Origin of the sequence: Burkholderia sp. BCC1988 (assembly GCF_905339895.1) — a bacterium.
Taxonomy (GTDB): Bacteria; Pseudomonadota; Gammaproteobacteria; order Burkholderiales; family Burkholderiaceae; genus Burkholderia.
In genome coordinates this window covers 43,739-64,035 of the sequence record NZ_CAJPHA010000001.1, presented here as the reverse complement: position 1 = coordinate 64,035, position 20,297 = coordinate 43,739, and the positions used below count along the sequence as shown (strand labels likewise).

Genomic DNA, 20,297 nt, shown 5'->3' with positions numbered 1-20,297 from the left:
TACGATCCGGAATCAGGCCGCGTCGTCGCGATAGATGCCGACCACGGGCGTCTCGCCGACGCGCGCGTAGCCGCGATACATCCCTTCCGTGTTGAACGGCATCGCGACGTTGCCGTGCGCGTCGACCGCAACGATCCCGCCGCGCCCGGCCAGGCGCGGCAGCTTGTTCATCACGACGTCGTGCGCGGCGTCGGCAAGCGACGCGCCGCGATAGGCCATCTGCGCGGCCACGTCGTGCGCGGTCGCGAGCCGGATGAACATCTCGCCGGTGCCCGTCGCGGAGACCGCGCAGGTCGCGTCGTCCGCGTAGCAGCCGGCACCGATGATCGGCGAATCGCCGACGCGTCCGGGCTGCTTGTTGGTGATGCCGCCGGTCGACGTCGCCGCCGCGATATGGCCACGCAGGTCGCACGCGACCGCGCCGACCGTGCCGTGCTTGCGGTCGGGATCGAGCGGCTCGGCCGGCTGCCCGGCGCCGAACGCGAAGGTCGCCGCGTCGTGGTCGAGCATCATGCCGGCCGCCTCGCGCGCCTTGAGCCACTGCGCGCGACGCGCTTCCGTGTCGAAGTAGCCGGGCTCGGCGAGTTCGAGGCCCTGTGCGGCCGCGAACGCATCGGCGCCCGCGCCCGCGAACAGCACGTGCTCGCTTGCCTCCATCACGCGCCGCGCGGCGAGGACCGGATTGCGCACGCGGGTCGCGCAGCAGATCGCGCCGGCCGCGAGCGTCGTGCCGTCCATCACCGCCGCGTCGAGCTCGTGCTTGCCTTCGGCCGTATAGACGGCACCGCGCCCGGCGTTGAACAACGGACAGTCCTCGAGCATCCGCACCGCGACGGTGACGGCATCGAGCGCGCTGCCGCCGTCGGCGAGCACCTTCTGCGCGGCCTGCAGGATCGCGGTGAGTTCGGCGCGGTAACGGCGTTCGGTGTCGGTGTCCATCGCCTCGCGCAGGATCGTGCCTGCACCGCCATGAATCGCGACGATCGCGGATGAAGTCATGATTTTTTCGGACCGGAAGAAGAAGGGTTGGCGGCCGGCAGCGCCGCTTGCGGCTGGACCAGCCACGGCAACAGGAATTCGGTCATTTCGGCGGCGGACTTCGCGGAGCGGTGAGTGCGCAGCGCGACCGCGTCGATCAGCGCCTCGATCATCGTCAGCACGGCCGCTTCCGACGTGGCCGCGAAACGCCGCTCGGCCTTCACGTACAGGTTCAGCGACGCGATCGGTGCCAGCGGCGAACCGGGCCCGTCGGAAATGCCGAGCACGCGCGCGCCGCGCGCCGCCGCGCGGCGGGCCAGCTCGATCGTGTCCTTCACGTAGCGCGGAAACGCGAGCGCGATCACGAGATCGCGCGAGTCGGCTGTGTACAGGCGCCGCGCCGCATGCGACGGGCCGCCGAGCAGCGCGAGCGACTGCACGTTGTCGTGACACACCGACAGGCCGTGTTCCATCAACCCGGTCAGAAACGCGCTCGAACCGGCGCCGAGGATCAGCACGCGCCGCGCGCCGACGATCGCCTCGACGGCCGCTTCGACGTCGGCCGCATCCAGCTGCGCACGCGTGTTCTCGATGTTCGTGACGGCCTGGTCGAACACCGCGTCGATCCACGCGGCGCCGCGCACGCCCTGCTCCTGCTCTTGTTCCTGCGCGGAACGCAGCCGTTCGACCGGGCCGAGCGTCGCCTCGAAGCCGCGCACGAGCGCCGCGCGCATCGCCGGATAGCCGTCGAAGCCGAGCGCCTTCGCGAAGCGGTTCGCGGTCGCGATCGATGCATTCACGGCCTGCGCCAGCTCGTCGATCCGCATCGTCGCCGCGCGGAACGGATTCGCGAGCACGAACTCGCCCATCCGGCGGTGGATCGGCGTCATCCGCGGCATGGCCGAGGCGATGCGCTCCGCGATCGCGGATTCCTCGTGACTGACATCGTGCGGTACGAGCGGCGTCATGCGAATGGTTTTGCAAGGTGGATGAAAATCAATTTACACAATCTGCCGGCAGGAAAAAAATAAATTTTCATCAGGGTTGTCACGCCCATTGCCGGGCCCGGCTGATGCAGTCGGCCCGTCGACGGCCGCTCGGCCCCGGCAAGCGGGCGTTCGGCGCTCGGTCGTCACCCAACGCGCCGGATACCCCATCTGCACGCCTATCGGGAATACCCCAAGCATGTTCGTTCGAATGCAGATTCACGTTGACCTGATTCGAATTCGAACATAGGATGCTCGAAAATGATCAGTCGTCTGATAACATCGACTTTCGACAGCATCGAAATGTTCGATTGAATGTGGTCATTTCGAGGAATGCCGGGCGAATCGGCGCTCATTAAGATCGGACATCGTACAAATAAGACTGAACGAGACGCCCTGACCGGGCGACTTGCATGGATCAGGAGACAGCAGTGAAAACAGTCAAGGCGTTGCGCTGGTGGATCATCGTGCTGGTATGCCTCGGCACGATCCTCAACTACCTCGCTCGAAACTCCCTCGCGGTGCTCGCACCGGAACTGAAGCAGGTGTTCGCGATCTCGACGCAGCAGTACTCGTATATCGTCGGCGCGTTCCAGATCGGCTACACGATCATGCAGCCGGTGTGCGGGTTCATCGTCGACCTGATCGGGCTGCGGCTGGGGTTCGCGCTGTTCGCGATGCTGTGGTCGGTGGTCGGCGTCGCGCACGGCTTCGCGTCGGGCTGGCTGTCGCTCGGCATCCTGCGCGGCTTGCTCGGGCTGTTCGAGGCCGCCGCGATTCCGTCGGGGATGAAGGCCGTCGCCGAATGGTTTCCCGATCGCGAGAAATCCGTCGCGGTCGGCTACTTCAATGCCGGCACGTCGCTCGGCGCCGCGATCGCGCCGCCGCTCGTCGTGTTCCTGTCGATGCGGTTCGGCTGGCAATCCGCGTTCATGGTCACCGGCGCCCTCGGCTTCCTGTGGGCCGCGCTCTGGTACACGCAGTACCGCTCGCCGGCCTATCATCCGCGCCTCACGTCGCAGGAGCGCACGCTGATCCGCGACGGCCAGGCCACGATGCCGGCCGTGTCGAAGCGCCGGATTCGCGACGTCGTCACCGCGCGCCGCTTCTGGGCGATCGCGCTGCCGCGCTTCTTCGCGGAACCCGCATGGCAGACCTTCAGCTTCTGGATTCCGCTGTACCTCGCCACCGAACGCCACATGGCGCTCACGCAGATCGCCGTGTTCGCGTGGATGCCGTTTCTCGCGGCCGACCTCGGCGGCATCGCGGGCGGCTACCTGTCGCCCTACCTCGCGAACCGGTTCAAACTGCCGCTCGTGTGGTCCCGCGTCGCCGGCGTCGCGCTCGGTTCGGTGCTGATGCTCGGGCCGGCGATGATCGGGCTCGTGTCGTCGCCGTATACGGCCATTGCCCTGTTCTGCGTCGGCGGCTTCGCGCACCAGATGATCTCCGCGCTCGTCAACACGCTGTCGGCCGACGTGTTCGATCCCGAGGAAGTCGGCACCGCCAGCGGCTTCGCGGGCATGGCCGCGTGGACCGGCGGGCTCGGCTTCTCCCTGCTGGTCGGCGCGCTCGCCGACAAGATCGGCTACGCGCCGCTGTTCGCGTGCCTCGGCCTGTTCGACATCATCGGCGTCACGCTGCTCGCGGTGCTGATCCGCGGGCAGTCGAAGCAGGAACGCCTGCTCGCGCAACACGCCTGACCTCCGTTTTCACCAGGAATCGCCTTCATGACTTCGCTTCTTCATCCGCCCGTGTTCCGCGTCGCCGCCCGCCAGGCGAACCGTGTGCTGCTCGCGTCCGACGCGGGCGCGACCCTCGAGGTCTTCGTGCTCGAAGACGACATCGTGCGCGTGCGCGTGCTGCCCGACGCGACGCCGCGCAACCCGCGCACCTGGACGATCGCACCGGGCCTCGACGACGTGCCGCTCGAGGGCCGCGACCGTCTCGACCTCGGCGGGTTCGCGCTGCCGGTCTACGACTTCGGCGAGGACGACGACGGCGTGCGCATCGAAACCGCGCAGGTCCGTCTCACGGTAAGCCGGCAAGGCGGCCATTGCGCGTGGTCGATGCGTGGTGCCGACGGCGCGTGGCGCGTCGTGCTCGCCGACCGCGCGACGCAGGCGTACAACTTCGGCTGGTGGGACGACCGCGCCTATCACTACGTCGCCCGCGAGCGCGGCGACAAGGTGTTCGGCCTCGGCGAACGCGCGGGCGACCTCGACCGTACCGGCGCGCGCTTCGAGATGCGCAACATCGACGCGATGGGCTACAGCGCGAAGCACACGGACCCGCTCTACAAGCACATCCCGTTCTACGTGACCTGGTCGCCCGACGCGTGCCAGGGTTTCGGGCTGTTCTACGACACGCTGTCGGATTGCGCGTTCGACATGGGCCGCGAGCTCGACAACTACCACGGGCTGTACCGCTACTTCGTCGCCGAGCACGGCGATCTCGACTACTACTTCATCGCATCGCCCGACACGCCGCTCACCGCCGCTCGACGCTTCACGTGGCTCACCGGGCGCCCGGCGCGCACGCCGAAATGGGGGCTCGGCTATTCGGGCTCGACGATGAGCTACACCGACGCGCCGGACGCGCAGCGCCAGATGAACCAGTTCGTCGAGCAGTGTGAATCGCACGACATCCTGTGCGATTCGTTCCACCTGTCGTCGGGCTATACGTCGATCGGCTCGAAGCGCTACGTGTTCAACTGGAACCGCGAGAAGTTTCCCGACGCGAAGGGATTCGTGAAGCACTACCGCGACCACGGCATCCGCCTGTGCGCGAACATCAAGCCGTGCCTGCTGCGCGACCATCCCGCGTTCGACGACGCTGCACGGCGCGGGCTGCTGATCCGCTCGGCGTCCGGCGAGCCGGCGTGGGTGCAGTTCTGGGACGAGGTCGGCGCATATATCGACTTCACGCAACCGGACGCTTGCCGCTGGTGGCGCGAGCAGGTCACGTCGGCGCTGCTCGACTACGGGATCGAGTCGACCTGGAACGACAACAACGAATACGAGATCTGGTCGCCCGACGCGATCGCGTACGGCTTCGGCCAGCCATTTCCCGCGCGCGAGGCGAAAGTGCTGCAGACGATGCTGATGATGCGTGCGTCGCGCGACGCGCAGCGCGCGCATGCGCCGGCGCAGCGGCCGTTCCTCGTGTCACGCTCCGGCGGCGCCGGCATGCAGCGTTATGTGCAGACCTGGTCCGGCGACAACTACACGTCATGGGAAACGCTGCGCTACAACCTGAAGATGGGCCTCGGGCTCGCGCTGTCGGGCGTGTCGAACATCGGTCACGACATCGGCGGCTTCTCCGGTCCCGCACCGTCGCCCGAGCTGCTGCTGCGCTGGGTCCAGTTCGGCATCTTCATGCCGCGCTTCAGCATCCATTCGTGGAATGACGACGGCACCGTCAACGAACCGTGGATGTATCCGGAGATCACCGCGCGGATCGCGTCGCTGATCAAGCAGCGCTACCGGCTGCTGCCTTATCTCTATCACCTGCTGTGGCTGTCGACCACGCGCTACGAGCCCGTGCTGCGGCCGACCTTCGGCGACTTCCCCCGCGACCCGCGCTGCTACGACGAATGCGACGACATGATGCTCGGCGACGCGCTGCTCGTCGCGCCGGTGGTCGACCCGGGCCGCACGGAGCGCACGGTCTACCTGCCGTCGGGCGCGCGCTGGCTGTGCTGTGCGAGCGCGCGATCGTTCGACGGCGGTGCGAGCGTGACGCTGCCCGCGCCGCTCGACACGCCGGTGATGCTGTTGCGCGAAGGCCGCGTGCTGCCGCTGAACGTCGCCGAGCAACGCTTCGGCGCGCGCGCGGACACGCGCGGCTTCCTCGTCGCGCCGCGCATCGAGGACGGTGTCGCATACGGCGAATGCGTCGAGGACGACGGCGAAACGGAAGCGTGGCGCGACGGCGAATACGGGCTGTGGCGCATCGAGACCGGCCGCCAGGCGTCGGGCGAACTCGGCGTGTCGGTCCGCTGGGACGGCCGCATGCATCGCCCCGCCGAGCGCCTCGAGATCCTGCTGCCGGCGTCGCTGCAAGGCGCGCTTGCGGTGCGCGGCGCGCGCGTCGAGCACGATGCGCGGGACGGCGCGTGGCGTCGCCTCGTCGTGGCGCTCGACGACTGACCGCGCACGCTCGGGCAAGCGCCGAGCCATGTTCGGGCGGACCGCGCACGCGGCCCGCCCCGCCATCCAAGAGGAGGCCGTCCAGCCTCCCGCCCCCTGAAGAGACCTGGAGATCGACAATGAAGGCACCGCATCATCATTATGCAATCCTGATTTTATCCGCCGCGTCGCTCGGCGCTTCCGCCGCCCATGCGCAGAGCAGCGTGACGCTGTACGGCGTGGTCGACGATTCGCTCGCGTACGTGAACAACCAGCAAGGCCACTCGAACGTGTACATGCGCGACGGCAACCTGTATGCGTCGAAGTTCGGGCTGCGCGGCGACGAGGATCTCGGCGGCGGCACGCACGCGATCTTCGACCTGCAATCCGGCTTCAACCTGAACACCGGCGCGCAAGCCGCCGCCGGCACGATCTTCAACCGCCAGGCCTTCGTCGGGCTGCGCAACGACCATTACGGCACGGTGACGGCCGGCCGCCAGTACACGCCGTACTTCCTGCTGGTCGGCCCCTACGCGTCGAGCAGCTGGCTGACCGGTGCGACCGGCGCGCATCCGGGCGACATCGACGGCCTCGACACGACCATCCGCGTGAACAACTCGGTCACCTATACGTCGCCGACCTTGTCCGGGCTGACCGCGAGCGCGATGTACGCGTTCGGCGGCATCGCCGGCGCGACCGGCAAGGGCAATACGTTCAGCGCCGCGCTGCGCTATGCGAACGGGCCGGTCGGGATCGCGGCCGGCTACCTGCGCATCAACAGCTCGGGTTCGTCGGCGGGGTTCCTGAATCCGGCGACCGCGGCGTCGGGCAGCTTCGCCGTGTCCGTGCTGAACCAGGGCTACCTGACCGCGAAGGCCGTCGAGCAGGTCGCGACGGCCGGCAACTACACGCTCGGCAACCTGACGATGGGCCTCAACTACTCGAACGTGAAGTACCTGCCCGGCAATGGCTCCACGTTCGCGAATACGGCCGTGTTCAACACCTACGGCGCGCTCGCCGCGTACCGCTTCACGCCGACCTTCTCGGTGGCCGGCGCGTTCGCGTACACGCTCGCGTCGAAGGCGAACGGCGTGTCGAACGCGGCCCGCTACCAGCAGTATTCGCTGAAGGAGTCGTACAGCCTGTCGAAGCGCACGACGCTCTATGCGCTGCAGGCGTACACGCATTCGAGCGGGCGCACGCTCGGCGCGCAAGGTGCCGGCCATATCGTCGACGCGGCGCCGATCGTCGGCGACTCGCAGCAGCTCACGCCGTCGACGACGCACGGCCAGTTCGTCGGCATGGCCGGGATCGCCGTGACGTTCTGAAATCGCGGCAGCGCATCGCCTGCCGGCGCCCCGGACGGTCCGCATCGTCCGGGGCGCCGGATTCCGCGCCTCGTCTGCGCTCCGTCGCACGCGCCGCGCAGTGCGAGGGTTTTCGCGATCGGCCCGATACCCTACAATTCATCAGGTTAATCCCTGCTGCTTGCCCCTTCTTGCAGTCCCGACACCGCGCTACACTCGACGCACGCCGTATCAGGGTCCGACGTGCGACGCGCGCGCCGGGCGGCATCGCGCCTCGTTGCGCCCACAACTGGATGCCAGCCATGCCAGGTTCCCGTCCCTCGACCCGCACGGCGTTCGAGCCGCAGGTCGTGCTGCCCGCGCTCGCAGTCATCGGCGCACTGCTCGTCGTATGCGCGCTGTTCTCCTCCGGCCAGCAATGGGTCGTCGCGCGCTTCGACTGGTTCTACGTGCTCGCCGTCACCACGTTCCTCGTGTTTCTCGTGCTGATCGCGGCGAGCGGCTTCGGCAACATCCGGCTCGGCCCCGACGTCGAATACCTGCGCGGCGACGTGGTGATCGCCGACGTGCTGCGCCAGTACGAACGCTACGAATCGCTCGCGGCCGATATCCGCACGCATCTGCTGAGCCGCGCGCCGGGGCACGCAACGGAGGCAGCATGAACGATACCGTCGCGTTCATCGCATCGTGCGGACGCGTGGCCTCCGACGGAGTCGCACGATGAGCGGCCTGCTGCACCATCGCACCGGCGACTTCATCGCGCTCGCGACGCTCGCGGTGCTTTACCTCGGCGGCGTCGGCCTCGCGCTGTGGCGGATCCGCAGCGCCGCGCCGCGCGGCAAGGTCTACTGGATCGTCTGCATCGCGTTGCTGGCCGGCGGTGCGATCGCGATCACCGCCAACCTGTCGCCCGTGCCGAACAGCGGCGAGATGCCGCCCGGTTTCGCGCTCGGCGTCGAGGCGGTGCTGCTCGGGCTCGCGCTCGTCGCGGCGGGCTGCGCGTGGCTGATGTTGCGTGCGAGGCGCGGCTGATATCTGTCGCTTGCGCGGCGGCGCAGCCTTGCCTTGTCATGCGCGAACGGCAGCGTGCATGCCGAACGTCGGTCGTCCTCGTAGCCTGGCGCGTCATGCAGACGGCGCCCGCGCCGTGACGAGCCAGCACGCCGCGTCGAACCGCACGTCAGCGCCCTGCACGTAAGGCTCGAACGCAGCGCGCACCGTTTCGACCACGCGCCGCCGCGTCGCGTCGTCTGCGTCCTGAAGCGCGAGCCCGACCGGGCCCAGCCGCGCGATGTAGTCGTTCAACGCCGCCTCGGGCAACACGCACGCCTGGTCGATCGGCTCGATCGCGATGTCGGCCCAGCCGCTGTCCGACAGCACCGACGCGATCCGCTGCCGGTCGCCGAACGCGAATTGCCCCGGCGCCCCCGGCTGCCGCGCCGGAAGGGCCGGCAGCAATGTTGCCGCGACACGTTCGGCCGTCGTCATGAACGGATTGTCGGCGGCGCCGCGCCATGCAACGAATCGCAGTTGCGCGTTCGCGTGCGCCGCTTGCCGCAGGTTTGCGAAGGCGCGCACCGGATCGTCGAAAAACATCACGCCGAAGCGCGACACGATCAGGTCGAACCGAACCGGCGCGAATGCATGCGTCTGCGCATCGGCATGCGCGAAGCCGGCGCCCAGGCCGGCGCGTTCGGCACGCGCCCGTGCGGCGGCAATCATCCGCGCCGAAATATCGACGCCGGTACAGTGCGCGTGCGTGCCAAGCCGCCGTGCGATCGCGAGCGTCACCGCCCCGGTGCCGCAGCCGACGTCGAGCACGCTGCGCGCGGATGCCGCGGCCGCCGCGTCCGCGAGCAGCGTCTCGAACGGCTCGAACATCCGGTCGAGCGAGCGCTGCTCGTCGACCCATGCCAGCCCCGACGGACCATTCCACAGCGCAGACTGCGCTTCGTTTGCCCGGCTGTCTTTCATCGTCGATTCTCCTTTTCCGTCCGTATCGTTGACCGTGATCCGGACTATGCTGCTTCAAGCCGGCTTGAGGTCAAGGCCGCGACCGCGGCACGACTCGCGCGCCGGCCGGCTGTCGGACTCCGCCCTTCACATTTCTTACACTCGCGCTGCGTATCGTTGACGACTTTCCTACGGTGCCTCTCATGCGACGACTCCTCCCGCGCGCACTGCTCGCGCGCTGCGCTCCGCTTGTTGCCCTCGCGGCGCTGTCCGCGTGTTCGAATCACATCGATACGCCCGCCGATCCGGCCAGTGCCGCGATCAACCTCCAGGCCGCGTGGGTCGAGATCGGCGACGCGAACCAGGCGATCGCACGCGTGATCACGAGCTACAGCCCTGCATCCGCGAGCGATCCGCTGTGCCCGCAACTGTCCGTCGACGGCAAGCTGTCGCGCATGACGCTGCGCGCCGGCGCCGCGACCGTTGCGCAGCGTCCGACGGCGAGCGCCGCGGCCGACTCGAAACCGTCGAGCTTCCCGGTGTCCGTCTGCGAAGCGACGCTGCCGGCCGATGCGCAAACGGCGAGCGTCGCGGGCCGCGCGCTGCCGCTGCCGAAAGCGCAGCCGCAGCGCATCGCGATCATCGCCGACACCGGCTGCCGGATGAAGAAGGCCGACAACGCATGGCAGGCGTGCAACGACGCGACGGTCTGGCCGTTCGACACGATCGCGGCGAGCGTCGCGAAGCTGTCGCCGGACCTCGTGCTGCACGTCGGCGACTATCACTACCGCGAAAACGCGTGCCCGCCCGACATCGCCGGCTGCAAGGACAGCCCGTGGGGCTATGGCTGGGATGCATGGCAGGCCGACCTGTTCCGCCCGGCCGCGCCGCTGTTCGCGAAGGCGCCGTGGGTCGTCGTGCGCGGCAACCACGAGGAATGCGCACGGGCCGGCCAGGGCTGGTACCGCTTCCTCGATCCGCGCCCGTATTCGGCGGCCCGTTCGTGCGACGATCCGGCCAACGACGACGACGCGAACTACTCGGATCCCTATGCGGTGTCGCTCGGCGGCGGCACGCAGGTGATCGTGTTCGACACCGCGAAGGTCGGCCGCAATCCGCTGAAGACGACCGACGCGCAATTCCGCATCTACCAGAAGCAGTTCCAGACGGTCGCGTCGCTCGCGTCGAAGGCCGGCATGTCGACGACGATCTTCACGAACCATCATCCGATCCTCGCGTTCGCGCCGATCGCCGGCAGCACGCCCGCGCCGGGCAACCTCGCGCTGCAGTCGGTGATGGCGAGCCTGAACGCGCAGGCGTACTACCCGCCCGGCATCCACGTCGCGCTGCACGGGCACGTGCACGACTTCCAGGCGATCAACTTCTCGTCCGGGCATCCGGCGACGATCGTGTCCGGCAACGGCGGCGACAACCTCGACGTCGCGCTGCCCGACCCGTTCCCCGCCGGCCTGACGCCGGCGCCGGGCGCCGTGATCGAACGGCTGTCGCACAACAACAGCTTCGGTTTCCTGATCATGGAGCGACGCGCTGCGCCGGCGACGGGCTGGGTGTTCCATGCGTATTCGGCGGCGGGCAAGCTGCTCGCGTCGTGCGACCAGTCGGGCAACACGCTCGCATGCGACAAGACGGGGTTCATCGCGCCGTGAGGGACGAAGTTCGATTGCATGGCGGTTTGATGGATTCTGCGGATTCGGTGGATTCGGCGTGTTCGGTGGATTCGGTGGATTCGGTGGATTCGGTGGATTCGGCGGATTCGGCGGATTCGGCGGATTCGGCGGATTCGGCGGATTCGGCGGATTCGGCGGATTCGGCGTGTTCGGCGTGTTCGGCGTGTTCGGCGTGTTCGGCGTGTTCGGCGTGTTCGGCGTGTTCGGCGTGTTCGGCGTGTTCGGCGTGTTCGGCGTGTTCGGCGGATGCGGCCGGCTGCCGGGGACGAACGGCTGGATCGCGAAGGCAGCCGATTCCTTCGGTCGCCCTCGCCGGGCGTTCGGCGTCCGCCGCGGTTCCGGCCGCCGGCGGACGGGCGGTACGCGCCCTTGCCGCCGCCGTGCTCGCCGGAGCGGCGCTCGCGGCCCACGGCGCACCTGCCGAAACGACCCTGCTCCCCGGCGCGCCGCCTGCGCGCGTCGTCGGCACGATCGGCAACGGCACGCCGCAGGTGACCGACAAGGTCGACGCGGCCACCGCCCGTTTCGCGCCCGACCCGACGCTCGTTGCGCTGGGCCGCCGGATCTTCTTCGATCCGCGGCTGTCCGAGCCGCGCGGCATGTCGTGCGCGGGCTGCCACGATCCGGGGCGCGCGTTCGCGCCGACCTTGTCGGCCGCTTCGCTCGCGGGGCCGGGCGTGCCGGAAGGCAGCCGCCACGGGCGCTTCAGCCAGCGCAACGCGCCATCGCTGCTCTACGTGCGCTACGTGCCGCGCCGCCACTTCTACCAGGACGACGACGCGCCCGCGCCGTCGCCGTTCGGCGGCCTGTTCAGCGACGGCCGCGCGGACACGCTCGCCGAACAGATCCGCGGGCCGCTGTTCGACCCGAACGAGATGAACAACCGATCGCCGGCCGCGCTGCTGCGCAAGGTCGACGGCACCGAACTGGCGGGCGATCTCGCCGCGCGCTTCGGCACGTCGGTGCGGCGCGATCCCGAGCAACTGGTGCGGGCGCTCGGCTCGGCCGTCGAGGCCTATCTGCAGAGCGACGAGATGGCGCCGTTCACGTCGCGCTTCGATGCATTCCTGCGCACGCGCAAGCCGCTCGCGCCGGCCGAGATGCGCGGCCTGGCGCTGTTCCGCAATCCCGACAAGGGCAATTGCATGAGCTGCCATACGCTGTCGGAAACGTCGAGCCGGCCGGAGCGCTCGCTCTTCACCGATTTCGGCTACGACGCGATCGCGGTGCCGCGCAACCGCGCGCTGCCCGCGAACCGCGATCCGCGCCATTTCGACAACGGTCTGTGCGATACGGCTGCGCGGCTGCGCTGGCCCGAGCCGACGCAATGGTGCGGCTACCTGCGCACGCCGGGACTGCGCAACGTCGCGGTCAAGCAGACGTTCATGCACAACGGCGTGTTCACGACGCTGCGCGACGCGGTCGCGTTCTACAACACGCGCTCGACCGACCCTGGCCGCTGGTATCACGGCGCCCGGACGTTCGACGACGTGCCGGCCGCCTATCGCGGCAACATCAACGTCAATTCGACGCCGATGAACCGCCGGCCCGGCACGCCGCCCGCGCTGACCGACGCGGAAATCGACGACATCGTCGCGTTCCTCGGCACGCTGACCGACGCACGCTACGCGAATCCCGTCCCGGCCGCCGCCCGCATCGCCCGCGCCGCCGCGCCGGCGCGTTGACCCTGGCCGAACGGCCAGGCGCATGCGCATCCGCTTGCGGTCGCCGAAAACACTGGTTATATTTACAGCACTGTATTTATGAACAGTGAGGTGCGCGATGGAACATCTGGTCCGTATCGTCAACGACACCGATCGCCAAGTGCTGGCATGGCTGCGTGCGCAGGTGGGCGACGCCCGCGTCGAGCGTGCGGCGCGCCAGCTCGGGCATACGCGAAAGCCCTTTCCGTCGGCGGTATGCCGATATCTGGGCATGAGCGCGCCGGCCACGCTGCGCCCGGCGGAGCGGCCGCGTGCCGCACGCGACTTCTCGGTCGGAGATCGCTATCTGTCGCTGATCCGTCAGCACCTCGCCGCGCATGCGGTCAGCCGATGAAATCGCCGAAATCGTATCGTCGGCGCGTCGCCGTGCGGCGGCCGGCCGCGGAGAATGCGGCGAGCCGGATCGGCCGGCCCGTGCTCTCGTCACGACCGCCGAGCCCGGTAGCCAACGCGCCAGCCCGGCCGACACCCGCCCTGCTCACGCAGCGGCCGCCGCGTCGCGTATCAACTGGCCGAGCGTTTCGATTGCCGCTTCATGTGCCGTGTCGAACACCCGCGTGCAGGCAAGCCGGATATACGCGTCAAAGCGGTCGGAATTCGAGAAGATCGCGCCTGGCGCGATCCTTACCCCGCGTGCGAGCGCGGCATCGAACAAGGCTTCGGAACGCACGCCGTCGGGCAGCGCGATCCACAGCAGCATGCCGCCGGGCGGCCGGTTCATCCGCGTGCCGGCGGGAAAATGGCGCGCGATCGCATCGATCGTCACATCGCGCTGCACGCGAAGCTGTTCGCGAAACCGGTGCAGGTGGCGGTCGAACGCACCCGAGCCGACGAATTCGGCCGCGACGGCCTGCAGCAACGCGGCGTTGTGCCGGCTTTGCGCGAACTTGAGCATCTTCACGCGCGCGTGCCAGCGGCCCGCGCTCATCCAGCCGAGCCGCATTCCGGGCGCCAGCACCTTGTTGAGCGACGGGCAATAGATCACCGTGCCGTCGCGATCCCATGCCTTCACGGGTTTCACCGCGTGCGGCGCTTCCACGAGTTCGCGATACGGCTCGTCCTCGATCACGGCCACGCCGTGACGCGAGCACAGCGCGACCAGCGCGGCCTTGCGTTCGTCGGGCATCACGCTGCCGAGCGGGTTCTGCAGATTCGGCACGACGACCACGGCCCGAATATCCGGGTACGCGGACAGCGCCACGTCGAGCGCTTCGATCGACAACCCGGTCGTCGGGCTGGCCGGAATCTCGAGCGCGCGCAGGCCGAGGCTTTCGAGCAGCTGGATCAAGCCGAAAAAGGCGGGCGATTCGATCGCGATCGTGTCGCCGGGGCGCGCCACCGCGCGCAACGCGAGATTCACGGCATCGACGCCGCCGCTCGTCGACATCACGTCGTCCGGCGACACGGTCACGCCGTACGACAGCGCGCGTTTGGCCATCGTTTGCCGGAATTCGGCCGAACCGCCAACCGGCCCCGCGTCGGTCAGCAGCGTCGGCTTGCGCCGTAGCAGCCGGATCGCCAGCGCCTGCAGGCGCTCGGCCGGGTACAGCGTCGCCAGCGCGGATGCGCCACCGAGATTCAGCGCGTCGGGCGTCGCATTCGCGCGATCGATCACGCGCGACACGCGTTCGTGCAGCCCCGCGAACGGCGGCTCGACGCTCAGCGGCTGCACGTCGCTTTCCGGCAGCGTGTCGAGCGCGGCCGCCGCGCGCCGGCGCACGAAGTAGCCCGAGCGCGGCCTGGCTTCGCACCAGCCCGTATCCTCGAGCCGCCGGAAGGCCTGGGTCGCGGTCGACAGGCTCACGCCGTGCTGCGCCATGAACGCACGCACGGACGGCATCCGGTCGCCGGGCGACAGCGTGCCGGCCGCGATGATGCGGCGGTAATGCTCGGCGAGCCGTTCGTAAAGCGGCTCGCCGGCCATCGGCAAAGTCGTGCGGGAGGGATCGGTGATGGGCGTCATGCGGGCCATCCTGCCCGCGCGCCCGGGCGCACGCCAGATACAGATTCCGGGGAAACTCACCGATACAGCAACATGAAATCGCCGTCTGCACCGTAACAGATACCCGTCCCCTGAATCTGTCCTGCCCGCACGCGTTTCCTTAACCTGATTGCACGCTGTCGCCCTGCCATCGCCGGGCCGCGCAACCGGGAAAAGGACACGCCATGCGGACGCACGACATCCGGCTCGACGCCGGGCAAAGCCACTTTGCGTGGTTCGACAAGGGCAGCCGCGTCATCGTGCTCGACGGCGCGCTCGCGGTCACGTTACGTCACGGCGGGCTCGACTGGCTACCCGATGCGCCGCAATACGTTCGCCGCGTGCTCGACGAGGGCGAATGCCTGACGATCGAGACGGCCGGTCACGTGGCATTGTCCGCCGGCGGCGCCGGGCCGGTTGCCGCGACCGTCGCGGCGCCCGTGGCCAGGCCCGGCGTGTTCGCGGTGTGGCGTGCGTGGCTGCAGCGGGCGTCCGCGCGGCTGCTCGGCGAGCGGCATGTGCGCGAGCAGTCCTGACGCGACGGCTACATGCCGTCGCCGGTGTCGCCACGCGATCACCGTGTCGCTCCACCCGGCGACGAATTCGAGCCCGGCCGCGCGACGCCTACACACCGTCGCCGTTGTCGCCGCACGATCACCGTGTCGCCACCCGGCGACGAATTCGAGCCCGACCGCGCGACGCCTACACGCCGTCGCCGTTGTCGCCGCACGATCTCCGTGTCGCTCCCCCGGCGACGAATTCGAGCCCGGCCGCGCGACGGCTACAGACCGTCGCCGTTGTCGCCGCACGATCACCGTGTCGCTCCCCGGCGACGAATTCCAGCCCTGCCGGCGCCCTCGCCGGGCCGATTCGGCCACGCCGACAACCTCGGCCGCAGCAGCCGCGCGTTGCTACCGCACCTTCCGCGCGCGCTCGATCCATTCGAACAATGCCATCCCGGCCAGCATCGCGCCGACGAACGCGATGCCCTTCACCGACCCGAGCCCGATCGACACGATCGCCGGCCCCGGGCAGAACCCGGCAAGCCCCCAGCCGATGCCGAACACGGCGCTGCCGGCGACGAGGCGCACGGTAATCGTCCACACGGCCGGCCACTGGATCGGCAGGCCGAGCAACGACCGCGTCCGGTGCTTCGCCCATGCGAACGCGAACACGGCGACGCCGATCGCGCCGGCCATCACGAATGCGAGCGACGGATCCCAGCGGCCGGCCAGGTCGAGAAAGCCGAGCACCTTCTGCGGGTTGGCCATCCCCGACACGATGAGGCCGACGCCGAACACCAGCCCCGCGAGAAACGCGAATCCTGCCTGCATGTCAGCCCCCGAGCACGTGCCGTTGCACGAATACGGTCGCGAAGCCCGCGACCATGAAGACCGCCGTCGCGACGATCGAGCGCGTCGCGCCGCGCGACAGCCCGCAGACGCCGTGACCGCTCGTGCATCCGCCCGCATAGCGCGTGCCGATCCCGACCAGCAGGCCGGCCGCCAGCAACTCGCCCCAGCCTGCATCGACCTGCGGCGTCACGGCGGCACCGGCGACACGCATCAGCAGCGGCGCGGCGATCAGCCCTGCGACGAACGCGGCACGCCAGCCGCGCTCCGCCGCACCGGCCGTGAACAGGCTGCCGACGATGCCGCTGATTCCGGCGATCCGCCCGTTGAACGCCATGAGCCACGCGGCCGCAAGCCCGATCAGCACGCCACCGGCAAGCGACAGCCACGGCGTGAAATGAAGCGCATCAAGCTGCATCGCGCGTCCCCTTCGCGGCCGGGCCGCAGAACTGTTCGTACAGCACGCCCATCACCGCGATCGCAGCCGGGCTGTCGAGCGAGTAGTGAATGTTCTTGCCTTCGCGGCGCGTGCGGACGAGCGCGTTGTCCCGCAACACGCCGAGCTGCTGCGACAGTGTCGGCTGGCGAATATCCAGCCGCGCCTCGAGATCGCTCACGCAGCGTTCGCCCTGCGACAGTTCGCACAGCAGCAGCAAGCGATCGGGATTGGACAGCACCTTGAGCAGCGCGCACGCCGATTCGGCGGCGGCGCGCATCTGATCGGGCTCGGGCAGCCCGGTGGAAGGGTCGGCGTTCATGAGGGCGATCGCATTCGATTAACGAATCGATATTATATATATTTATATATCGTTGATTCGTACTTTCGGTCGGCGCCATCAGAAATCAGAAAAAAGGAAAGCGCCGTCTGCGACGCCCACCCCTGCCTCCGCTACGCCTGCTCGCCGGCAAGCGCATCGGCTGCCGCCGCGCGCTTCTCGCCGCCCCGTACCGCGCCGAGCACCAGCACCGCGATCCCGGCGATCACGCATGGCACCGCGACGAATGCGAAGGCGATCGGCAACGGCAGCCCCATCGCGAGCATCGCCCCGCCCGCCATCGAACCGACGACCGACCCGCCGCGGCCGATCCCGTTCGCCCAGCTCACGCCCGTGGTCCGGCACTCGGTCGGGTAGAACGCGGCCGACAGCGCGTTTGCGCCGACCTGCGAGCCCGACACGCAGAAGCCCGCCGCGAACACGACCAGCGCGGCGCCCGCCGGCGACGCGGCCAGCACGCCGATCGCCGCGACGAACACGCCGGCCGCCGCATAGCTGCATGCCAACACGCGATGCGGATCGAAGCGGTCCATCAGCCCGCCGAGCACGATCGCGCCGAGCGTGCCGCCGACCTGGAACATCGCGGTCACGCGCGCGGCCGTCTGCAACGTCGCGCCGGTCGTGCGCAACAGCGTCGGCAGCCAGCTCGACAACAGGTAGATGACGAGCAGGCTCATGAAGAACGTGAGCCACAGCAGCAGCGTGCCGCGCAGCAGGTCGGCGCCGAACAGGCGGCCGAGCGGCGAACCGGCCGGCTTGCCGCGCGGTGCGATGAACGACGCGTGCGCGAGATGCGGGTCCGGTGCGATGCGTGCGAGCATCGCCGCGACCCGTTCGCGCGCCGCGCCGGTGTTGACGAGGTAGCGCACCGATTCGGGCAAGCGCCATGCGAGCACCGGCAGAAGCAGCAGCGGCGCGGCACCGCCGACGACGAGCACCGCGCGCCAGCCGTCGCGTTCGATCAGCGACGCGGCCGCGAGTCCGCCGAGCGCGGAGCCGATCGTGAAGCCGCAGAACATCGTCGTCACGAGCAGCGAGCGCCGCCGCGCGGGGCAATACTCGGACGTCAGCGTGATCGCGTTCGGCATCGCGCCGCCGAGCCCGAGGCCCGTCACGAAGCGCCACGCGATCAGTTCGGTCAGACCGCCCGCGCTCGCCGACGCCGCACTCGCGATGCCGAAACACGCGACACAGGCGAGAAGCAGGCGCTTGCGGCCGAACCGGTCGCCGAACGGCCCGAACACGAGCGCGCCGGCCATCAGCCCGGCGAGCCCCGCGCCGAACACCGGCGCGAGCTGCGCAGGCGACAGGCCCCATTCCGCGCGAATGACGGGGGCGATGAACCCGATCGATGCCGTGTCGAAACCGTCGATCGCGACGATCAGGAAGCACAGCACGACGATCGCGGCCTGAAACGGCGCAACGCGATGCCGGTCGATCCATTCGCTGACGTCGATGGACAGCGTATCGGCCATGATGATGTCTCCTCCATGAAGGCGGTCGCGCGCGATGTCGTTGAAATGCGCGCCGCCGGATGCAAACCGAAATGCGTCAGGCAACGGATTTCAGGCAATCCTGCGCGCGCCAGCCGTGCAGCCAGTCGAGCGAATCGTAGAACTGCGCCTGCGTGCGTCCGACCCACAGCGCGTTGCGCACCTGCCGCTCGACGCCCTTCGCGTGATAGATCCGCCCCATCTCGCGCGCCGAATACAGCACGCGCGCGGTGCGCGGAATCCGCACGCGCTCGTACAGCGCGAACGCGGCCTCGAAGTCGCCGTCGGTCTGCGCGACGGCCGCGCCGAGCGTCACCGCATCCTCGAGCGCCTGGCACGCGCCCTGCGCGAGGTATTGCGTCATCGGATGGGCAGCGTCGCCGAGCACCGTCGCGCGGCCCGCACTCCAGCGCTCGACCGGGTCGCGGTCGGCGGTCGCCCAGCGCTTCCACGACGTCGGCCGGTCGAGCATCTGCTTCGGCAGCGGATGGATGCCGTCGAAGTACGACAGCACTTCCTCCTTGCTGCCGTCGCGCACGCCCCAGGTTTCCTGCTCGCGGCTGTGGAACGTGACGACGAGGTTGTACTGCCGGCCGCCGCGCAGCGGATAGTGGACGAGATGGCAATGCGGGCCGGCCCAGACGACCGGTGCATTGATCTGCAGATCCTTCGGCATGTTGTCGACGTCGACGACCGCGCGATACACGACGTGCCCCGTCACGCGATGCGCGTCGCCGATCAGCGCGTGACGGATCGCGGACTTCACGCCGTCGCAGCCGATCACCGCATCGGCGCGATAGCGCTCGCCGTGCTGGTCGATCACGGTCACGCCGTGGCCGTCCTGCTCGAACCCGCACACCTGCGTGCTGGTCCGGAACTCGATCAGCGGATGATCCTTGACCGCCTCGTAGATCGACAGGTGGATGTCCGCGCGATGGATCACCGCATACGGGTTACCGAAGCGTTCGCGATACGCGGCGCCCGTATCGACGCACGCGACTTCCCGCGCATCGACCGCATCCATCAGTTGCAGCCGGTCGGTGAACACCGCCCGGCCGCGCGCGGCCTCGCCGACGCCCAGCGCGTCGAGCGCGTTGAACGCGTTTGCGGCGAGCTGGATGCCCGCGCCGATCTCGCCGATTTGCGCGGCCTGCTCGAGCAGCTTCACGCGAATGCCCTGGCGCGCGAGCGCCAGCGCCGCCGCGAGCCCGCCGATGCCGCCGCCGATCACGAGTACGCGTCGGCCTGTGTTGTGTGTCTCGCCCATGTCTGTCTCCTGCTTCGTGTTACGCGATGTAGTCCGGTTGCCGCTGCGGCTGCGCTGCGTCGAATGCCGGCTCGCGCCGCGCGTGTTCGTGAATCGCGAGGCTGCGCGGATACGCGCTCAGGTCGCAATCCATCCGCAGCGCGTTCGCGACCTGCGGCACGAGGCATACGTCGGCAAGCGTCGGCGCCTCGCCGAAACACCACGGGCCCGTGTCCGCGCGCACGAGCAGACGCTCGACGCCGGCCATCCCTTCCGCGACCCAGTGCCGGTACCACGCGCTCTTCTGCTGCGGCGTGACCTGCAGTTCGCTGTCGAGGTAGCGCAGCACCCGCAGGTTGTTGACCGGGTGGATGTCGCATGCGATCAGCGTCGCGAGTTCCAGCACGCGTGCACGCTGCCGCGGTTCGAGCGGAATCAGCCGCGGCGCCGGATGAATCCGGTCGAGGTAGTCGATGATCGCGAGCGACTGGCCGAGACGGAAATCGCCGTCGACGAGCGCTGGCACCGACGCCGACGGATTCACCTGCGCGACGTAGCCGGCCTCGCGGTGCTCGCCCGTGCGGATGTTGACGGGCAGCGTGTCGTACGACAGTCCTTTCAGCGCGAGCGCGATGCGCACCCGATAGGATGTCGAACTATTGAAGAAGCTATGCAGTTGCACG

20 protein-coding genes are annotated in these 20,297 nt (G+C 69.0%); 9 read left to right on the top strand and 11 right to left on the bottom strand.

Translation table 11 applies throughout. The annotated features are described in order from the left end of the window. Positions 1–12 precede the first annotated feature (12 nt). A complete protein-coding gene (locus tag U4012_RS00285) occupies positions 13–999 on the bottom strand; it encodes an isoaspartyl peptidase/L-asparaginase family protein (RefSeq protein ID WP_124485004.1) in 987 nt (328 codons plus the stop codon). After that, positions 996–1,946, bottom strand: coding sequence for a MurR/RpiR family transcriptional regulator (locus tag U4012_RS00280; protein ID WP_044842905.1), 951 nt, complete (start codon positions 1,944–1,946; stop codon positions 996–998). The genes U4012_RS00285 and U4012_RS00280 overlap by 4 nt, the downstream gene beginning before the upstream one ends. 449 nt (positions 1,947–2,395) lie before the next feature. On the opposite strand from U4012_RS00280, the gene U4012_RS00275 reads away from it, so the two are divergent. The 5 genes from U4012_RS00275 to U4012_RS00255 all read left to right on the top strand — a co-directional run bounded on the left by U4012_RS00275 (position 2,396) and on the right by U4012_RS00255 (position 8,433). Next, positions 2,396–3,667, top strand: a complete 1,272-nt coding sequence (locus tag U4012_RS00275; protein WP_321795172.1) for an MFS transporter — start codon at positions 2,396–2,398, stop codon at positions 3,665–3,667. A 27-nt stretch (positions 3,668–3,694) separates the two neighbouring features. After that, a complete protein-coding gene (locus U4012_RS00270; RefSeq protein WP_321795170.1) occupies positions 3,695–6,115 on the top strand; it encodes a glycoside hydrolase family 31 protein in 2,421 nt (806 codons plus the stop codon). A 119-nt stretch (positions 6,116–6,234) separates the two neighbouring features. Next, positions 6,235–7,422 carry a porin gene (locus U4012_RS00265; RefSeq protein ID WP_321795168.1) on the top strand — a complete coding sequence of 396 codons (1,188 nt, stop codon included), beginning with the start codon at positions 6,235–6,237 and terminating at the stop codon, positions 7,420–7,422. A 281-nt stretch (positions 7,423–7,703) separates the two neighbouring features. Further along, positions 7,704–8,063, top strand: a complete 360-nt coding sequence (locus U4012_RS35865; protein WP_415750338.1) for a BCCT family transporter — start codon at positions 7,704–7,706, stop codon at positions 8,061–8,063. A gap of 58 nt (positions 8,064–8,121) precedes the next feature. After that, positions 8,122–8,433, top strand: coding sequence for a hypothetical protein (locus U4012_RS00255; RefSeq protein ID WP_321795166.1), 312 nt, complete (start codon positions 8,122–8,124; stop codon positions 8,431–8,433). A gap of 93 nt (positions 8,434–8,526) precedes the next feature. On the opposite strand, the gene U4012_RS00250 is transcribed toward U4012_RS00255, so the two are convergent. Then, on the bottom strand, positions 8,527–9,375 hold the full coding sequence (locus tag U4012_RS00250; protein WP_321795164.1) for a class I SAM-dependent methyltransferase: 849 nt from the start codon (positions 9,373–9,375) through the stop codon (positions 8,527–8,529). Between the two features lie 182 nt (positions 9,376–9,557). Between U4012_RS00250 and U4012_RS00245 the strand changes: the two genes are divergently transcribed. Next, complete coding sequence (locus U4012_RS00245; RefSeq protein WP_321795162.1) at positions 9,558–11,021, top strand: metallophosphoesterase; 1,464 nt, start codon at positions 9,558–9,560, stop codon at positions 11,019–11,021. Here U4012_RS00245 and U4012_RS35860 read toward each other — a convergent pair. Continuing rightward, positions 11,008–11,559 carry a hypothetical protein gene (locus tag U4012_RS35860; protein WP_415750351.1) on the bottom strand — a complete coding sequence of 184 codons (552 nt, stop codon included), beginning with the start codon at positions 11,557–11,559 and terminating at the stop codon, positions 11,008–11,010. The two genes, U4012_RS00245 and U4012_RS35860, sit on opposite strands and share 14 nt — an antisense overlap. Between U4012_RS35860 and U4012_RS00240 the strand changes: the two genes are divergently transcribed. Next, positions 11,474–12,727 carry a cytochrome-c peroxidase gene (locus U4012_RS00240; protein ID WP_415750347.1) on the top strand — a complete coding sequence of 418 codons (1,254 nt, stop codon included), beginning with the start codon at positions 11,474–11,476 and terminating at the stop codon, positions 12,725–12,727. The genes U4012_RS35860 and U4012_RS00240 overlap by 86 nt on opposite strands. A 97-nt stretch (positions 12,728–12,824) precedes the next feature. Further along, entirely contained in the window at positions 12,825–13,100 is a 276-nt protein-coding gene (locus U4012_RS00235) for a hypothetical protein (RefSeq protein ID WP_044842898.1), read from the top strand. A 144-nt stretch (positions 13,101–13,244) separates the two neighbouring features. Here the strand turns inward: U4012_RS00235 and U4012_RS00230 are convergent, their stop codons facing one another. Further along, on the bottom strand, positions 13,245–14,729 hold the full coding sequence (locus U4012_RS00230; protein ID WP_321795160.1) for a PLP-dependent aminotransferase family protein: 1,485 nt from the start codon (positions 14,727–14,729) through the stop codon (positions 13,245–13,247). Between the two features lie 203 nt (positions 14,730–14,932). On the opposite strand from U4012_RS00230, the gene U4012_RS00225 reads away from it, so the two are divergent. Further along, entirely contained in the window at positions 14,933–15,283 is a 351-nt protein-coding gene (locus U4012_RS00225) for a hypothetical protein (protein WP_124485012.1), read from the top strand. A gap of 375 nt (positions 15,284–15,658) precedes the next feature. On the opposite strand, the gene U4012_RS00220 is transcribed toward U4012_RS00225, so the two are convergent. The 6 genes from U4012_RS00220 to maiA all read right to left on the bottom strand — a co-directional run bounded on the left by U4012_RS00220 (position 15,659) and on the right by maiA (position 20,296). Continuing rightward, positions 15,659–16,081, bottom strand: coding sequence for a DUF6691 family protein (locus U4012_RS00220; protein ID WP_321795156.1), 423 nt, complete (start codon positions 16,079–16,081; stop codon positions 15,659–15,661). Between the two features lies 1 nt (position 16,082). Further along, entirely contained in the window at positions 16,083–16,517 is a 435-nt protein-coding gene (locus U4012_RS00215) for a YeeE/YedE family protein (RefSeq protein ID WP_044842894.1), read from the bottom strand. Then, a complete protein-coding gene (locus U4012_RS00210; RefSeq protein ID WP_044842893.1) occupies positions 16,507–16,857 on the bottom strand; it encodes an ArsR/SmtB family transcription factor in 351 nt (116 codons plus the stop codon). The genes U4012_RS00215 and U4012_RS00210 overlap by 11 nt, the downstream gene beginning before the upstream one ends. A gap of 131 nt (positions 16,858–16,988) precedes the next feature. After that, on the bottom strand, positions 16,989–18,350 hold the full coding sequence (locus U4012_RS00205; protein WP_321795152.1) for an aromatic acid/H+ symport family MFS transporter: 1,362 nt from the start codon (positions 18,348–18,350) through the stop codon (positions 16,989–16,991). Between the two features lie 76 nt (positions 18,351–18,426). Then, positions 18,427–19,635, bottom strand: a complete 1,209-nt coding sequence (locus U4012_RS00200; RefSeq protein ID WP_321795150.1) for a 3-hydroxybenzoate 6-monooxygenase — start codon at positions 19,633–19,635, stop codon at positions 18,427–18,429. A gap of 19 nt (positions 19,636–19,654) precedes the next feature. Beyond that, complete coding sequence (maiA, locus tag U4012_RS00195) at positions 19,655–20,296, bottom strand: maleylacetoacetate isomerase (protein ID WP_124920487.1); 642 nt, start codon at positions 20,294–20,296, stop codon at positions 19,655–19,657. Position 20,297: the final 1 nt, after the last annotated feature.

Bases quoted from the DNA above. Each gene is read 5' to 3' on its own strand.
- U4012_RS00205 (WP_321795152.1), bottom strand. From the start codon at position 18,350: ATGGCCGATACGCTGTCCATCGACGTCAGCGAATGGATCGACCGGCAT.
- U4012_RS00210 (WP_044842893.1), bottom strand. From the start codon at position 16,857: ATGAACGCCGACCCTTCCACCGGGCTGCCCGAGCCCGATCAGATGCGC.
- U4012_RS00280 (WP_044842905.1), bottom strand. From the start codon at position 1,946: ATGACGCCGCTCGTACCGCACGATGTCAGTCACGAGGAATCCGCGATC.
- U4012_RS00245 (WP_321795162.1), top strand. From the start codon at position 9,558: ATGCGACGACTCCTCCCGCGCGCACTGCTCGCGCGCTGCGCTCCGCTT.
- U4012_RS00220 (WP_321795156.1), bottom strand. From the start codon at position 16,081: ATGCAGGCAGGATTCGCGTTTCTCGCGGGGCTGGTGTTCGGCGTCGGC.
- U4012_RS00235 (WP_044842898.1), top strand. From the start codon at position 12,825: ATGGAACATCTGGTCCGTATCGTCAACGACACCGATCGCCAAGTGCTG.
- U4012_RS00200 (WP_321795150.1), bottom strand. From the start codon at position 19,635: ATGGGCGAGACACACAACACAGGCCGACGCGTACTCGTGATCGGCGGC.
- U4012_RS00250 (WP_321795164.1), bottom strand. From the start codon at position 9,375: ATGAAAGACAGCCGGGCAAACGAAGCGCAGTCTGCGCTGTGGAATGGT.
- U4012_RS00225 (WP_124485012.1), top strand. From the start codon at position 14,933: ATGCGGACGCACGACATCCGGCTCGACGCCGGGCAAAGCCACTTTGCG.
- U4012_RS00215 (WP_044842894.1), bottom strand. From the start codon at position 16,517: ATGCAGCTTGATGCGCTTCATTTCACGCCGTGGCTGTCGCTTGCCGGT.
- U4012_RS00285 (WP_124485004.1), bottom strand. From the start codon at position 999: ATGACTTCATCCGCGATCGTCGCGATTCATGGCGGTGCAGGCACGATC.
- U4012_RS00270 (WP_321795170.1), top strand. From the start codon at position 3,695: ATGACTTCGCTTCTTCATCCGCCCGTGTTCCGCGTCGCCGCCCGCCAG.
- U4012_RS35865 (WP_415750338.1), top strand. From the start codon at position 7,704: ATGCCAGGTTCCCGTCCCTCGACCCGCACGGCGTTCGAGCCGCAGGTC.
- U4012_RS00265 (WP_321795168.1), top strand. From the start codon at position 6,235: ATGAAGGCACCGCATCATCATTATGCAATCCTGATTTTATCCGCCGCG.
- U4012_RS00230 (WP_321795160.1), bottom strand. From the start codon at position 14,729: ATGACGCCCATCACCGATCCCTCCCGCACGACTTTGCCGATGGCCGGC.
- U4012_RS00255 (WP_321795166.1), top strand. From the start codon at position 8,122: ATGAGCGGCCTGCTGCACCATCGCACCGGCGACTTCATCGCGCTCGCG.